Source organism: Sphingobacteriaceae bacterium GW460-11-11-14-LB5 (genome assembly GCA_002151545.1).
Taxonomy (GTDB): domain Bacteria; phylum Bacteroidota; class Bacteroidia; order Sphingobacteriales; family Sphingobacteriaceae; genus Pedobacter.
In genome coordinates, this window is sequence record CP021237.1 from 4,043,424 (window position 1) to 4,058,603 (window position 15,180).

13 protein-coding genes and 1 pseudogene are annotated in these 15,180 nt (G+C 38.3%); 10 read left to right on the forward strand and 4 right to left on the reverse strand.

What is annotated here, in order from left to right:
* Positions 1 to 38: 38 nt before the first annotated feature.
* On the reverse strand, positions 39 to 1,910 hold the full coding sequence (locus CA265_16095; protein ARS41094.1) for a DNA topoisomerase IV: 1,872 nt from the start codon (positions 1,908 to 1,910) through the stop codon (positions 39 to 41).
* Between the two features lie 488 nt (positions 1,911 to 2,398).
* Here CA265_16095 and CA265_16100 point away from each other — a divergent pair, with 488 nt between their 5' ends.
* A complete protein-coding gene (locus tag CA265_16100; protein ID ARS41095.1) occupies positions 2,399 to 3,736 on the forward strand; it encodes a serine/threonine protein kinase in 1,338 nt (445 codons plus the stop codon).
* On the opposite strand, the gene CA265_16105 is transcribed toward CA265_16100, so the two are convergent.
* Positions 3,703 to 3,984, reverse strand: coding sequence for a hypothetical protein (locus CA265_16105; GenBank protein ARS41096.1), 282 nt, complete (start codon positions 3,982 to 3,984; stop codon positions 3,703 to 3,705). The two genes, CA265_16100 and CA265_16105, sit on opposite strands and share 34 nt — an antisense overlap.
* Here CA265_16105 and CA265_16110 point away from each other — a divergent pair.
* Positions 3,977 to 5,311, forward strand: coding sequence for an MFS transporter (locus CA265_16110; protein ARS41097.1), 1,335 nt, complete (start codon positions 3,977 to 3,979; stop codon positions 5,309 to 5,311). The two genes, CA265_16105 and CA265_16110, sit on opposite strands and share 8 nt — an antisense overlap.
* A 227-nt stretch (positions 5,312 to 5,538) precedes the next feature.
* Positions 5,539 to 6,837, forward strand: a complete 1,299-nt coding sequence (locus CA265_16115; GenBank protein ARS41098.1) for a DEAD/DEAH box helicase — start codon at positions 5,539 to 5,541, stop codon at positions 6,835 to 6,837.
* A gap of 184 nt (positions 6,838 to 7,021) precedes the next feature.
* On the opposite strand, the gene CA265_16120 is transcribed toward CA265_16115, so the two are convergent.
* The gene (locus CA265_16120) at positions 7,022 to 9,808 is read right to left on the reverse strand and encodes a leucine--tRNA ligase (protein ARS41099.1); all 2,787 of its coding nucleotides are present in this window, start codon (positions 9,806 to 9,808) and stop codon (positions 7,022 to 7,024) included.
* Between the two features lie 371 nt (positions 9,809 to 10,179).
* Entirely contained in the window at positions 10,180 to 10,635 is a 456-nt protein-coding gene (locus tag CA265_16125; GenBank protein ID ARS41100.1) for a hypothetical protein, read from the reverse strand.
* Between the two features lie 173 nt (positions 10,636 to 10,808).
* Here CA265_16125 and CA265_16130 point away from each other — a divergent pair, with 173 nt between their 5' ends.
* The 7 genes and pseudogenes from CA265_16130 to CA265_16160 all read left to right on the forward strand — a co-directional run bounded on the left by CA265_16130 (position 10,809) and on the right by CA265_16160 (position 15,179).
* Positions 10,809 to 11,687 carry a cell division protein FtsX gene (locus CA265_16130; protein ARS43020.1) on the forward strand — a complete coding sequence of 293 codons (879 nt, stop codon included), beginning with the start codon at positions 10,809 to 10,811 and terminating at the stop codon, positions 11,685 to 11,687.
* Positions 11,687 to 11,914 carry a hypothetical protein gene (locus CA265_16135; GenBank protein ARS41101.1) on the forward strand — a complete coding sequence of 76 codons (228 nt, stop codon included), beginning with the start codon at positions 11,687 to 11,689 and terminating at the stop codon, positions 11,912 to 11,914. Before CA265_16130 ends, CA265_16135 begins: the two co-directional genes overlap by 1 nt.
* 39 nt (positions 11,915 to 11,953) lie before the next feature.
* On the forward strand, positions 11,954 to 12,157 hold the full coding sequence (locus CA265_16140; protein ARS41102.1) for a hypothetical protein: 204 nt from the start codon (positions 11,954 to 11,956) through the stop codon (positions 12,155 to 12,157).
* Positions 12,157 to 12,345: pseudogene (locus CA265_16145) on the forward strand (PIN domain nuclease). Before CA265_16140 ends, CA265_16145 begins: the two are co-directional and overlap by 1 nt.
* Before the next feature lie 216 nt (positions 12,346 to 12,561).
* Complete coding sequence (locus tag CA265_16150; GenBank protein ARS41103.1) at positions 12,562 to 13,356, forward strand: UDP-diphosphatase; 795 nt, start codon at positions 12,562 to 12,564, stop codon at positions 13,354 to 13,356.
* A gap of 234 nt (positions 13,357 to 13,590) precedes the next feature.
* Positions 13,591 to 14,322, forward strand: a complete 732-nt coding sequence (locus CA265_16155) for a tRNA pseudouridine(55) synthase TruB (GenBank protein ID ARS41104.1) — start codon at positions 13,591 to 13,593, stop codon at positions 14,320 to 14,322.
* The gene (locus CA265_16160; protein ID ARS41105.1) at positions 14,319 to 15,179 is read left to right on the forward strand and encodes a hypothetical protein; all 861 of its coding nucleotides are present in this window, start codon (positions 14,319 to 14,321) and stop codon (positions 15,177 to 15,179) included. Before CA265_16155 ends, CA265_16160 begins: the two co-directional genes overlap by 4 nt.
* The last annotated feature ends 1 nt before the right edge of the window (position 15,180 follow it).

Sequence of the window (15,180 nt, forward strand, 5' to 3'; positions counted from 1 at the left end):
TACAATCTGTCATTGGTAATTAAACTTGACTTCTTTTTTTATGCTACTTCGTCAGTAATCACTTTAGGTTCCTCCGTTACTTCATCCTTCTCTACCCTCAGGTTACGGATAATGTGCTGCTGCCTGTCGGGCGTATTTTTGCCCATATAATATTCAAGCAAACTTTTTATCGTTTGGTCTTTCAAAATAACCGGGTCTAACCTGATATCTTTTCCGATAAACAAGCCAAATTCATCAGGCGAAATTTCACCTAAACCTTTAAACCGGGTAATTTCTGGTTTATTGCCTAGTTTTTCGATCGCATTTTTGCGTTCTTCATCGCTATAGCAATAAATGGTTTCTTTTTTATTCCTAACCCTGAAAAGCGGTGTCTGTAAAATATAAACATGACCTGCTTTAACCAGATCGGGGAAAAACTGAAGAAAGAAAGTCATCATCAACAAACGGATGTGCATGCCATCCACATCGGCATCAGTTGCAATTACAATATTGTTATAATGTAAACCTTCTAAACCATCCTCGATATTTAAAGCGTGCTGGAGCAGGTTAAATTCTTCGTTTTCGTAAACTACTTTTTTTGTTAATTCATAACAGTTTAAGGGTTTACCCTTTAAACTAAATACCGCCTGGCAATCCACATCACGCGATTTTGTGATGGAACCCGATGCCGAATCTCCCTCGGTAATAAACAAAGTGGTTTCGTAACGTTTCTCGTGTGTGGTATTAAAATGCACCTTACAATCGCGCAGTTTTTTATTGTGTAACGAGGCCTTTTTTGCCCTGTCGTTTGCCAGTTTCTTAATACCTGCAATGTCTTTACGCTCCCGTTCCGATTGCATAATTCTTTTCAGCAGCGCATCGGCCACATCCGGATTTTTATGCAGGTAATCATCAAGCTCTTTTTTAACAAAATCGTTAATAAAAGTTGCTACCGATGGGCCTTCCGGTCCCATGTTTTGCGAACCCAGTTTTGTTTTGGTCTGCGATTCGAAAACCGGCTCCTGTACACGTACAGAAATTGCCGCGATAATTGATGAACGCACATCAGCCGCATCAAACTCTTTTTTGAAAAACTCCCTAACGGTTTTCACTACCGCCGCCCTAAAAGCTGCCTGGTGTGTTCCACCCTGTGTGGTGTGCTGTCCGTTTACAAAAGAATGGTAATCTTCGCCATATTGCTGCCCGTGGGTCATTGCAATTTCGATATCTGGCCCAATCATATGGATAATCGGGTAACGGATTTCCTCTGGCTTATTAAATTTAGAAAGCAGATCGTAAAGACCTCGCTCCGAAAAATATTTCTGGTTATTGAAATTTACCGTTAAACCGGTGTTTAAGAACACATAATTCCAAACCATACTTTCTACAAAATCAGGAATATAGTGGTAGTTCCTGAAAATGGTTTCATCCGGATAAAAAGTAATGGCTGTACCATTACGCTGAGTAGTATCGATAACAGGTTGCTCGGTTACAATTTCCCCTTTAGAAAACTCAACTTTCTTCGTTTTTCCATCACGATACGATTGTACGGTAAAGCTGGTAGAAAGCGCATTAACGGCCTTTGTACCCACCCCATTTAAACCTACCGATTTTTGAAAGGCATTACTATCGTATTTACCACCTGTATTAATTTTGCTTACACAATCTATCACTTTACCTAATGGAATACCACGGCCATAATCGCGTACATTTACTTTTTGCTCTGAAAGCGTAATCTCGATGGTTTTTCCAGTGCCCATCACAAACTCATCGATAGAGTTATCTACAATTTCTTTTAGCAAAACGTAAATACCGTCGTCCTGAGCAGAACCATCGCCAAGTTTACCAATGTACATCCCCGGACGAAGCCTGATGTGCTCTTTCCAATCTAATGAACGAATACTGTCGTCGTTATAAATTACTTCTGCCATACTGTGTTTATCTGTTCATCACTTGAAAACCCTGCATTTTTTTGACTTGCAAAGCGACAAAACCGAGCGATTTCGGTGCATGTCTTAAATCAACATGACAAATTTGTAGAAATAAATCCGATCTCAAAAACCCGAAAAGCTTAGAATAGCTAATTTCAAATCTCCTGTTCAGAAATATCATACAATAATAGATTTATTCCATGAGGCTAGCAAAAGAAAGTTTCCACAAAAATATGGAGGAGGTATAATGTAAGATGGATGATGGCGAGTCATGAATTCATTGGTTCATTTGGTTACCTGATTAATTCCTGTTGAGAACTGCTAATTGTCAATCGCCAACTGCTAATTGTTATTCATTTTCATCTTCCATGCTCCATCATCCCTTTTCCATCTCCCATCTTCCATTTTACTTCTCCCATCCCTCAAACATTCTCTCATTCAATCATTCAATTTTCCCTATCTTCATCCCATATTCAAAATCCTGTTTAATGCAACAAAAGAAGCAACTTTCACTATTCGATTTATCCATGATTGTGGTGAGTCTGGTTATTGGAATGGGTGTATTCCGTACGCCTGTAAACGTAGCGGCGAAAGCACAAATTCCGGAGTTATTTTACCTGGCCTGGTTTATTGGGGGCTTTGTGGCTTTTTGTGGTGCTTTAACCTATGCCGAAATTGGTTCGCGTTTTCCTGTAACTGGTGGATATTATAAAATATTTTCGGCGGCTTATCACCCTTCCATCGCTTTCGCTATTAATTGTATCGTTATTATTTCGAGTGCTGCATCCGTAGCGGCAATTTCAATTATTGGGGCAGAATACCTGAGTAAAATTATCTTACCTGTTGATAAACAAACTGAAACCTATCGTGTTGCTATAGCCATCACCACAATTTTGGCTTTCTATTTTATTAACCTGCTCGGCCTAAAAGCGAGTTCCAAGACACAAAACGTATTAACGGTAATTAAAATCGGAATGATTTTAACCTTAATCTGTGCTATATTTTTCGGCGGACAAACACAAACCGTTACGCCTGTTTTTAAAACAGTAAGTGGGGCAATGCCAACCTGGTCCGATTACGGGAAAGCATTAGGCTTGTGTTTAATTGCGGTTTCTTTCTCCTACGCGGGTTATGCACAAACCATCAACTTTGGGGGCGAGGTTAAGGAAGCAAAAAAAGTAATTCCCCGTTCGATTATTATTGGTTTAACCATAATAGTGATCCTTTATCTGGCCATCAATTATGTGTATGTAAAGGTTATTGGTTTCGAAGAATTAAAAACAGCAGAAAGTATAGCGGCGATACTGGCCTCGAAAATATTTGGCCCTGCCGGCTTTAATGCCCTTTCTGTCATTATCTTTTTCTCGGTAATGGGTTATGTAAACGTAAACCTGTTAAGTAACCCGAGGGCGATGTTTGCTATGGGCGAAGAAGGTGCGCTTCCCAAAATATTCAGCAGGATGAATAAAAAAACCGAGGTAATAACCATCAGCCTTAGCATTTTTACTTTAATCGCGGTGGTGATTATATTTTATGCCAAAACTTTCGATAAGATTTTAAATTATACCATTTTCTTAGAAAGCATCAGCATGGCCAGTTCTGCCGCAACAATTTTCATCCTCAGAAAAAGAACGGCACATCTTGATAAAAAAACCATCTACACTGTTCCTTTATATCCTATATTGCCTATTATTTTTATAGCTGCTTATACTTTCGTGGCCTTTAGCATTTATGCCGATGATCCGAATGCAGCGCTGAACGGATTATATATTTTTGCAGGCTTTCTGGCGATTTATTTTGTAAGCAGGTGGTTTAATAAAAAATAGTACCAGCGGACCGTCATTCCCAACTTGATTGGGAATCCTAATGCATAAGCTTTAAGATTCCCGCCTGCGCGGGAATGACGCCAGCGCTTTGGATTTGCCAAAGGCAGACCTAAGTAAAATAAACCTGATTGGAATGAACATCCCGATTTTTCATCGGGATAAAATGGAAAGCAGGACTGATCTAACCGATTGACACAGAAACCTGCTTTACAAAAAGCATAAAAAAATTTTAAATAATTAATGAACAAAACACTCTCCTTAAAACAAGAAATTGCTTACGCTGCCGGTATGATTGGTTGGAGCACGATGACAAACATTATCATCGTCATGCTTCCTTATTTCTATCTTCCGCCAAGTAATGCAGGTTTACCGCCCTTGGTTCCACAACTTGTTTTATTGGGTGCATTTAATATCCTTTCCATTATTGCCGCCTCTGGCAGATTGGTTGATGCCATTTACGATCCCTTCATTGCTTCTAAAAGCGATGCCAGCACCAACAAAAATGGTCGCAGGATGCCTTTTATGAAATGGGCTATTATTCCCGCCATGCTTTTCTGCGGACTTGTTTTTTATCCCATCCAAAAAGCAGAGAGCCTGCACAATGCCTGGTGGCTTACCATTACCCTTTGCTTATTTTTTGTATCGGTTACCACTTATATCATTCCATATAACGCTTTACTGGCCGAAGTAACCAATACGCCAAGGCAAAAAGTTAAACTGTCCAGCTATCAGCAGGTTGGTTTTGTAATTGGCATTATTTTATCGGCCTGCACCAACAACTTTGCCGACCTGGTTGAAGATAATTTCCATGTGGCCAACCGCAGCGAAGCTATTCAGATTGCCATATGGGGTTTATGTATTTTATCGGGCCTGGTGATGTTATTACCGGTTTTTTTCATCAACGAAAAAGAGTTTTCGGTGGCTAAACCTACCCATGTACCTTTATGGCCTGCCATTAGGAGTACTTTTAAAAACAGTAATTTTAAATATTACCTCATATCTGATTTTGCTTTTTATACTGCCTTAAGCATCATCTCGAGTGGTTTATTGTTTTTCTGCACGGTTTTACTAGGGCTTCCAGAATCGGAAGGTGGAAAATTTATGGGTGCCATGGTTTTGGCTTCCCTGCTGTTTTATCCCCTGGTTAATTTTGGCTCGGCTAAAATTGGCAAAAAACCTTTTGTGCTGCTTGCCTTCGCTGTACTTTGTTTGATCTTTGTTACCATTTTCTTTTTAGGGAAATTACCTTTTGGGCCACATACGCAGATTTATATTCTGGTATTATCAGCCTCGTTTCCCTTAGCTGCCCTCGGTATTTTACCCACGGCTATTTTGGCTGATATTGCCCAAAGAGATACTTTAGAAACAGGTGAAAACCACGAGGGCATGTTCTTCGCCGTGAAATACCTTTTTGTAAAACTCGGCCAAACCTTAGGTATTGCCATTTTCGCCATGCTTACCATTTATGGCAAAGACCCAGGTAACGATTTTGGACTACGCCTGAATGGAATTGTAGGCTTCGGACTTTGTTTAATTGCGCTGTTGTTTTTTAGCCGGTTTAAAGAGGAGAAGTAGTTTGGAGCTTGGTGTTTTGCGTTGAGCATTGCACCTAAACATCCCTCCAACATCTTCCATCTTACCTCACTCATCTTACATTTCGCCTATCTCACATATTTTACCTATCTTTGCCGCCGAAGCAGGAATAAGGGCTTGCCATTCTGAATGGCATATTCTCTCCGCAAGTTAGTCCTTCAACAAATGATTGTTCTAGCTTCTTCGATAAATATTACACAGAAACATACATGTTATTCAAAGAATTAAACCTCATTGAGCCGATTCTAAAGGCCCTTGAGACCGAAGGTTATACACAACCTACACCGATACAGGAGCAATCCATCCCAACAATATTAAAAGGCAAAGATTTATTAGGCTGTGCACAAACCGGAACCGGAAAAACAGCAGCTTTTGCCATCCCGATGTTGCAGTTACTGCACGAGAAACACATTAATACCAAAGCTACAAAAAACATAAAGGCATTAATTTTAACGCCAACACGTGAGCTTGCCATTCAGATTGAAGAAAGCTTTAAAGCTTATGGCCGTCATTTAAATTTACGCCATTTGGTAATTTTCGGTGGGGTAAATCAACACTCGCAGGTAGAAGCTTTAAGAAAAGGCGTTGATATTTTAGTCGCCACCCCAGGTCGTTTATTAGACTTAATGAACCAGGGTTTTATTAGCTTAAATACCATCGAACTTTTCGTATTGGATGAAGCCGACCGTATGCTGGATATGGGCTTTATTCACGATGTGAAAAGAGTAGTAGCTAAATTACCGGCTAAACGTCAGACTTTATTTTTCTCGGCAACCATGCCTGATGAAATCCAGAAGCTGGCAAATACCATTTTATCGAGTCCGACAAAGGTAGAAGTTACCCCTATTTCGTCGACGGCAGAAACGATTGTTCAGTCGGTTTATTTTGTTGATAAGCCAGATAAGAAAAAATTATTGATCCATCTGTTAGAAGATAAAAATATTCAAACGGCACTGGTTTTTACCCGTACCAAACATGGCGCAGACCGCATTGTTAAGGATTTAGCGCATGCCGGAATTAAAGCAGCCGCTATCCACGGTAACAAATCGCAAAATGCCAGACAAAGGGCATTAACTGATTTTAAAGACAGGAAAATCCGTGTTTTGGTTGCTACCGATATTGCAGCACGTGGTATTGATATCGATCAGCTATCGCACGTTTTCAATTTCGAATTACCGAACATTCCTGAATCATATGTACACAGAATTGGCCGTACCGGCCGTGCTGGTGCAAACGGTATTGCAATTTCTTTCTGTGATGCGGAAGAAAACGAATACTTACTGGATATTCAGAAACTGATTAAAATTACCTTACCTATTGTTGACGATCATCCTTACCCGTTAAGCTGGGAAAGTATGCTGGCCAAAAATCAGGTTAAACGCAAACCACAAGCACAGTCAAAAGGCGGAGGTGGCAAAAAAGGTGGTGATGGCAATATGAGCGGCAAACCACGTAACGCCAGCAACAACAGAAGATTTGGTGGGAACAGGAAAAGAGGCGAAAGATAATCGCGGTCGTCATTCTGAACTTGTTTCAGAATCTTACTTACAAAATAGATGCTGAAATAAATTCAGCATGACGTATCTTATAAGTGATAACAAAAAACCCGATTTGCAAAACGCAAATCGGGTTTTTCTGTTTTAAGGGAAGAGAAAGGAAAACCCTAAACCTTAGGCCTTATACCTTTCACCTTTAAACTACGACATTAATAATCTTTCCTTTAACGAAAATGATCTTTTTGGGTGCTTTTCCGTCTAAAAATTTCTGGAAATGCTCATCAGCCAATAAAATGCTTTCCACTTCTGGCTGGGCCAGGGTTAAACTCAAGTTCAGGTTCATTTTCATTTTACCGTTGATTGAAACCGGATAGGCAAACTCATCTTCTACCAGATATTCAGGCTTAAATGTAGGGAAGGCTGTATAGGATAAAGTTCCAGCTTCGTTACCTAATAATACCCAAAGTTCTTCGCAGATGTGTGGAGCATAAGGTGAAAGGATAATCACCATATCTTCCAAAATCTGACGGTTTTTGCATTTCAGATCAGTTAACTCATTTACTGCAATCATGAAACTCGATACAGAAGTATTGAACGAGAAACGCTCGATATCATCCTGTACTTTTTTGATGATTTTATGCAACGATTTCAATTCAGCTTTTGTAGGCACAGTATCGTTTACATGGAAAGTCCAGTCTTCGTTGTGGAACAACCGCCAGAATTTACGCAGGAACTTAAATACACCTTCAATACCATTCGTATTCCAGGGTTTACTCTGCTCTAACGGACCTAAAAACATTTCATACATCCTTAAAGTATCAGCTCCGTAACGCTCAATCAAATCATCTGGATTAACCACATTGAATTTTGATTTCGACATTTTCTCTACTTCAACACCACAAATGTATTTTCCGCCCTCGAGAATAAATTCTGCAGTAGCGTATTCTTCTCTCCAGGCTTTAAACTTAGCGATGTCTAAAGTATCATTTTCAACAATGTTCACATCAACGTGTAATGCTGAAGTTTTGTATTCTTTTCTTAATCCAGCTGAAACATAGGTATTAGTTGGTTTTCCGTTCTCATCGTTGATACGGTAAACGAAATTACTTCTACCCTGGATCATGCCCTGGTTAATCAGTTTTTTGAAAGGTTCTTCTTCTTTGGTATAACCCAAATCTTTCAAAAACTTATTCCAGAAGCGGCTGTACAACAGGTGACCTGTAGCATGCTCAGAACCACCGATGTATAAATCAACATCTTTCCAATATTCTACAGCTTCTTTTGAAGCAAAATCGTTGTTATTATTGGCATCCATATAACGATACCAGTACCAGCTGCTTCCTGCCCAACCTGGCATGGTGCTCAATTCATAGTGACCACCATCTTTAGGAACCCAATCTTCGGCCCTGGCCAAAGGCGGTTCGCCTGTTTCGGTTGGCAAATATTTATCAATTTCAGGAAGTAATAAAGGCAATTCTTCTTCATTAACCAGATAAGGCAATCCATCTTTAAAATAAACCGGAATCGGCTCACCCCAATAACGCTGGCGACCAAAAATCGCATCACGCTGACGAAAGTTTACTTTAGCTTTTCCTACTTTCTCTTCTTCCAACCAGTTATTCAAAAACGAAACGGCTTCCTTATATTCCATTCCGTTAATAAAACCCGAATTAATATATTTTCCTTCTTTTGTCGGGTCTGCCTGAACATCTATATCCTTTTGTCCGTCTAAAATCTGGATAATCGGCAAATTAAAGTGTGTAGCAAATAACCAATCGCGTTGATCGCCACTCGGAACACCCATTACCGCACCAGTTCCGTAACCTGCCAACACATAATCAGCAATCCACAACTGCACGCGTTCGCCGCTAACCGGATTAATCACATAGGTTCCCGTAAAAGCACCAGATACTGTTTTGGTATCGGCCATACGGTCTAATTCCGATTTCTTTTTAGTTAAAGCAATGTAATTTGCAATATCCTGTTTTTGTTCAGGAGTAGTCAGTTCTGCAACCCACTCATGCTCCGGCGCCAAAACCAGGTAAGAAACACCAAAAATAGTATCAACACGAGTGGTAAAAACTTCAATCTGTTTATCGTTTCCTTCTACCTGAAATTTAACTGATGCACCAACACTTTTACCGATCCAGTTGCGCTGCATTTCTTTAATCGGTTCTGGCCAGTCGATGGTATCTAAACCTTGTAAAAGCCGGTCAGAATAAGCCGTGATTCTCATGCTCCACTGCATCATTTTCTTTTGCTCCACAGGAAAACCGCCGCGCTCAGAGAAACCGTCTTTCACTTCATCATTAGCTAAAACCGTTCCTAATGCCGGGCACCAGTTTACGGTACTCTCGCGAAGATAAGTTAAACGGTATTTTAACAATTCAATCTGTTTCTCTTCATCAGTAAAGGTTGCCCAATCGCTCGGCATAAATTCTTTAGTATCTTCATCACAAACAGCTTTAACATCAGCCGTACCAGAAGCATTGAATTTTTCGATCAAAGTGGTAATATCTTCTGCCCTGTCGTTTTCGATGTTGTACCATGAATTAAACAACTGCATAAAAATCCACTGCGTCCATTTGTAATAGGAGGGCTCGCTGGTGCGCACTTCTCTACTCCAGTCGAAAGAAAAACCAATTTGGTCTAACTGCCTGCGGTAGGTTGCAATATTAGCTTCGGTAGTTATAGCAGGGTGCTGTCCGGTTTGTATGGCATATTGCTCTGCAGGTAATCCGAACGAATCGTATCCCATGGGGTGCAATACGTTGAAACCTTTAAGGCGTTTATATCTCGAAAAAATATCTGAGGCAATGTAACCCAGTGGGTGACCAACGTGCAGGCCTGCTCCTGATGGATAAGGAAACATATCTAACACATAATATTTTGGTTTTTCAGAATTGCTTTCGGCTTTAAACGTTTGATGATCTGCCCAAAATTTCTGCCACTTTTGTTCTATTTCTTTGAATTGGTAATCCATTGCCAGTTTTAAATTTTTAAAGGTGCGAAAATACGGAAATTAAGGGGCTTAAAAAAGCAGATTCGGGATAATATTTTGCCAACAGAAATGCAGAATCAGAAGAAGTTAGGGGTAAAACCTCAGCTTCTTTTGTGTAGTTAGATATCATCTGATGCTTTATGCCAAATAAACGTTTTGCTAAATATTTATCATAATAAACAATTTTAGCTCTATTACCTAACGAGATCGTCACCCTGAATTCATTTCAGGGTCTATCTTGTGGGAAAGATGCTGAAATGAATCAGCATGACGAACCTAAGATTCAAGATAAAAAAAATGCGCCATTGATGTAAAAAACCAATGGCGCAGCAAATAATCGGGGGATTAAGATCTTATCTGGTTAAATAATATACTTTAGTAACGTTTGTTTTATCAATTTTAGCAGTAAACTCTAATTTGTTTGGGGTAATGCTGTTGACTTTACAATAATTCATTCCATCATTTAGGTCCATTGTAAATTGATCAGAGTAAATAATCAGATATGTACCAATTGTTCTGTTACCAGACAAACTCAACTCTACCTGATCGTCATCATTTGATTTATAGTCTATATAATCGCTTGTAGTGCCATATTTCACATCCCCATTTACTTTTTTAGGATCTTTTAGGGTGTCTTCTGCTGTATAACCTGTAGTTACAATTCTATTTAAAGTCCATCTGCCCATCATTTGAGCTTTTAAAGAAGTATCATCTTTCTTGCAAGAAACCATTGTAGAGGCGATAAGTAAGAATAGGCTCAGAATAGTAATTTGTCTTTTCATAGTTAAATTTAGTTTTAAGATATCCATAATTAACGCCGTTTCAACAAATTTCGTACCGCATTTCGAAAAAAATCAAATTTTGTTTAAGAACTTAATCCTCAAACTAAAAGCTAATCGTGTACGTTAGTATTCATTTAGCAATCATTAATTGGTGTTTATCAGGTATAATTTATATTTTCGCAGAAACAAAAATGAAATACATGGAAGAATTCGAAGTAAGTGATGCATCTAAGAAAACCAAAACCGTTTATATCTCTACTATAATCAGTATTGCCTTGGTTTTACTAATGCTGGGGCTACTTGGTTTGGTACTTGTACATGCCAAAAACCTCTCTAACTACGTTAAAGAAAACATCGTTTTAAACATTATTGTTGATGAAGGTGCTAAAGAAGCTGATGTTTTAGCCTTCCAGAAAGAATTAAATGCAAATCCTGCAGTAAAACAAACTCAATATGTAAATAAAGAGCTTGCTGCAAGAAATTTAACGCAGGATTTAGGGGAAGATTTTGTTAACTTTTTAGGATACAATCCACTAACTTCTACCTTCGATGTGTATTTAAAAGCAGAATATGCGAACAATAGAAGCATCGATGCCTTAAAAGCCAGTATTTCTAAAAACCCTGTAGTGAAAGAGGTGGTTTACCAAAGTTCTTTAATTGACATGGTAAATAAAAATATCAGCACCATTGGTTTAATTATTTTAGCCTTTGCAGCGCTACTACTGATCATTTCTATTGCCCTGATTAACAACACCATACGATTAGCAATTTACTCGCAACGCTTTTTAATTAAAAGTATGCAGCTGGTTGGTGCAACGAAAAACTTTATTCGACGTCCTTTCTTATTGTATGCTGCTTTGCATGGCTTAATTGCTGCATTTATTGCTATCATTATTTTATTGGCAACTTTAATTTATGCACGTAAAGAAGTGCCGGAAATTATTATTTTAAATAACTACCAGGAATTCGGCTTCGTATTTATAGGCCTTTTAATAGTGGGTATTTTTATAACAGGTATTAGTACATGGTTTGCAGTAAGCAGGTATTTACGTTTAAAATCTTATCATCTTTATAGATAATGGCAGAAAAAAAAACAGGTCCGGTTGTAAAGGACGTTAAAAGCGAATTGGTTTTTACCAAAAAAAACTACCAGTTATTATTGATCAGCATTGCAATTGTTGCGGTTGGCTTTATCCTGATGATGGGCACCACTGGTGATATTTATGACTTCAGAAGAACTTTACTGGCACCGATAGTAGTGTTAGCAGGTTTTGCTTTTGGCATTTATGCGATTTTAAAGAAATAATTGTTTGTATTAGCTAAGGTGTTTTTTTAACTTTATAATATGACCACAACAAATTTGCATATCGAAATAAATTCGCTTCCCCTAAACCTTAGACAGGAAGTGGCAGATTTTGTTGAATTCTTAAAAGCAAAGCACAAAAATAAGCCGAAGTTAAAAGCGCGCGAATTCGGATACGCAAAAGGCAAAATCAAATTGGCTGACGATTTTGATGAGCCTTTAGAAATGTTTTCTGATTATATTTAATGGCCTACTTATTAGATACGCATACCTTTTTGTGGTTTGTGGCTGGAGATGATCAACTTCCGGTTTCAGTAAAGGAAAAGCTATCTGATATAAACGAGTCTTGTTTCTTAAGCATTGCTTCTCTTTGGGAAATTGCCATCAAAAAACAAATTGGAAAACTCGATTTAAAAATTGGCTTTGATGAATTGTTTCGTTTTGCAGAAAGAAATCAGATCGAGATCATCTCTATTAATGAAACTCATCTTACAACATTATTAAGCCTCGAATTTCATTAATAATGATCCTTTTGACCGCATTATTGTATCACAGGCAATTTCAGAAGATTTAATCCTGATCTCGAGAGACAAAAAATTAAAAAACTACAAAGTAAAATTACAATGGGACTAGCCCATTAATCAAAACATATGAACTCTTTTGAAGCCATTGTCCTTGCTATTGTTGAAGGATTAACTGAATTTTTGCCTGTATCGAGCACCGGACACATGATTATTGCCTCATCGTTTATGGGCATTGCATCAGAACCATTTGTAAAACTATTTACCATTGCCATCCAATTGGGTGCAATACTATCAGTGCTTGTACTCTATTTCAAGAGATTCTTCAAATCAATAAACTTCTACATTAAATTAATAGTGGCATTTATTCCAGCGGCAATATTTGGTTTACTATTAAGTAAAAAAATAGATGAATTATTGGAAAGTCCGATGGCTGTTGGCATCTCACTCTTAGTTGGTGGCATTATCTTATTATTTGTTGATAAATGGTTTAACAAACCCACTATCAATGAAGAAGAGGAAGTAACCTATTTAACAGCATTGAAAATCGGTTTCTTCCAGTGTATTGCCATGATACCGGGCGTATCGCGTTCAGGCGCAACTATTGTTGGTGGCATGAGCCAGAAATTAAGCAGAAAAGTTGCCGCAGAATTTTCATTCTTCCTCGCAGTACCTACTATGTTTGCTGCAACAGCAAAAAAACTATATGATTTTTACAAAGAAGGACACACCATTACCCATGAGCAGACTAACCTTTTAATTATTGGTAATGTGGTTGCTTTTATAGTGGCACTTTTGGCGATAAAAAGCTTTATCGGGTACTTAAACAAAAATGGGTTTAAAGTTTTTGGATGGTATAGAATTGCTGCCGGCTTAATTATTATTATCTTGTTACTGAGTGGCCACAACTTACAAATTATATAATCTGCAGGCATATTAACCACATATTTGCACAGATGAAGTTGTATCATAAAACAATTTCCTCGAAGATGATGCCATGCTGAGCCTGTCGAAACACTTTGAGAGGTATTTAAATAAGTCCTTTGACAAGCTCAGTATGACAAACCCGTAATGATGACAGAATCTTATGCTTTTATCTGTGGTTAAAAAAACTTAAGCAAACGACATTGAATCTGTATCTTTGCGCAAAAAAGATTTGTGAGTACCGAAAATTCAAAATTTAAAGACTTCAATTTTGCTGAAGGCGAATTGCTCTTAATTAACAAACCATACAAATGGACATCATTTGATGTGGTGGGCAAAATCCGTAATTCTTTAAAGCCGTTAAAGCTAAAGGTTGGTCATGCCGGCACTTTAGATCCTCTTGCAACAGGACTTTTAATTATCTGTACCGGCAAATTAACCAAGCAGATAGACACTTTTCAAGCGGAAGAGAAAGAATATACTGGAACCATGATTCTGGGTGCTACTACTCCATCATTCGATATGGAAACGGAAGTGGACCAAACGTTCGACATCAGCAATATTAGTGAAGACGAAATTTATGCCGCCTGCAAACCTTTTATTGGCGATATAGAACAATATCCACCTGCACACTCTGCAGTAAAAGTAAATGGCGAACGTTTATACGTAAAAGCAAGATTGGGTGAGGAAGTTGAACTGCGTAAACGTTTTGTGAGTGTTCTGGAATTTGAAATTACACGGATCGAGCTACCCGAAATTGATTTTAGAATCGTTTGTAGCAAAGGCACCTATATCCGCTCTTTGATATCTGATTTTGGCAAAACTTTAAACAGAGGAGCCTACCTTTCTAAACTTACCCGTACCCGAAGCGGAAACTTTTTGCTTAAAGATGCGTTTGAGGTATTAGAACTTGTTAATTATATTCGTAGCAAGAAAGAAGAAGCTAAAACTGAAGCAGAGGCATGAACCGCATCAAAAACAGGAACATCAGATTTATAAAAGAGATTCTTTTAATTATTGCAGGTGTAACCTCGGCATGTTTTGGCCTAAAAAGCTTTTTAATGCCCAGTCATTTTATTGATGGTGGTGTTACCGGTATTTCCCTTTTGTTAAGCACCTTAACAGGCTGGAATTTATCTTACCTTATTGCCATCATTAACATTCCATTCGTTATTTTAGGTTACAGACAAATTGGTAAAGGTTTCGCGCTTAAAACGGCCATCGCTATTGGGGCGCTCTCTCTGGCTTTAATTTTCCTGCCTTTTCAGCCCATTACGCACGACAAATTGCTTATTGCATTTTTTGGTGGTTTATTTTTGGGTGGAGGAATTGGATTGGCCATGCGCGGCGGCTGTGTAATCGATGGAACAGAGGTTTTAGCCCTTTATATTAGTAAAAACAGCATTTTAACTGTTGGAAATATTATCCTCATTCTAAATATCATTATTTTCTTTTTCGCTGCTTATTTCTTAAACATCGAAACGGCTTTATATGCTATTTTAACCTATCTATCAGCATCAAGCACTATCGATTTCATTGTAAACGGCATAGAACAATACACCGGTGTTACCATTATTTCAGAACACCAGGAAGCCATAAAGGGATTCATCATTAACGAAATGAAACGCGGCGTTACCATTTATAAAGGTGAAGGTGGTTACGGAGAACAAAAAGATATCGATATTATTTTCACCGTTGTTACCAAACTAGAAATGAGCAAATTGCAAACCGCTATCAGACAGATCGATTCGGATGCCTTTGTCATACAACAACAAATTGCCGATTTAAAAGGCGGGGTAGTAAAACGCCATGCCTTACATTAAT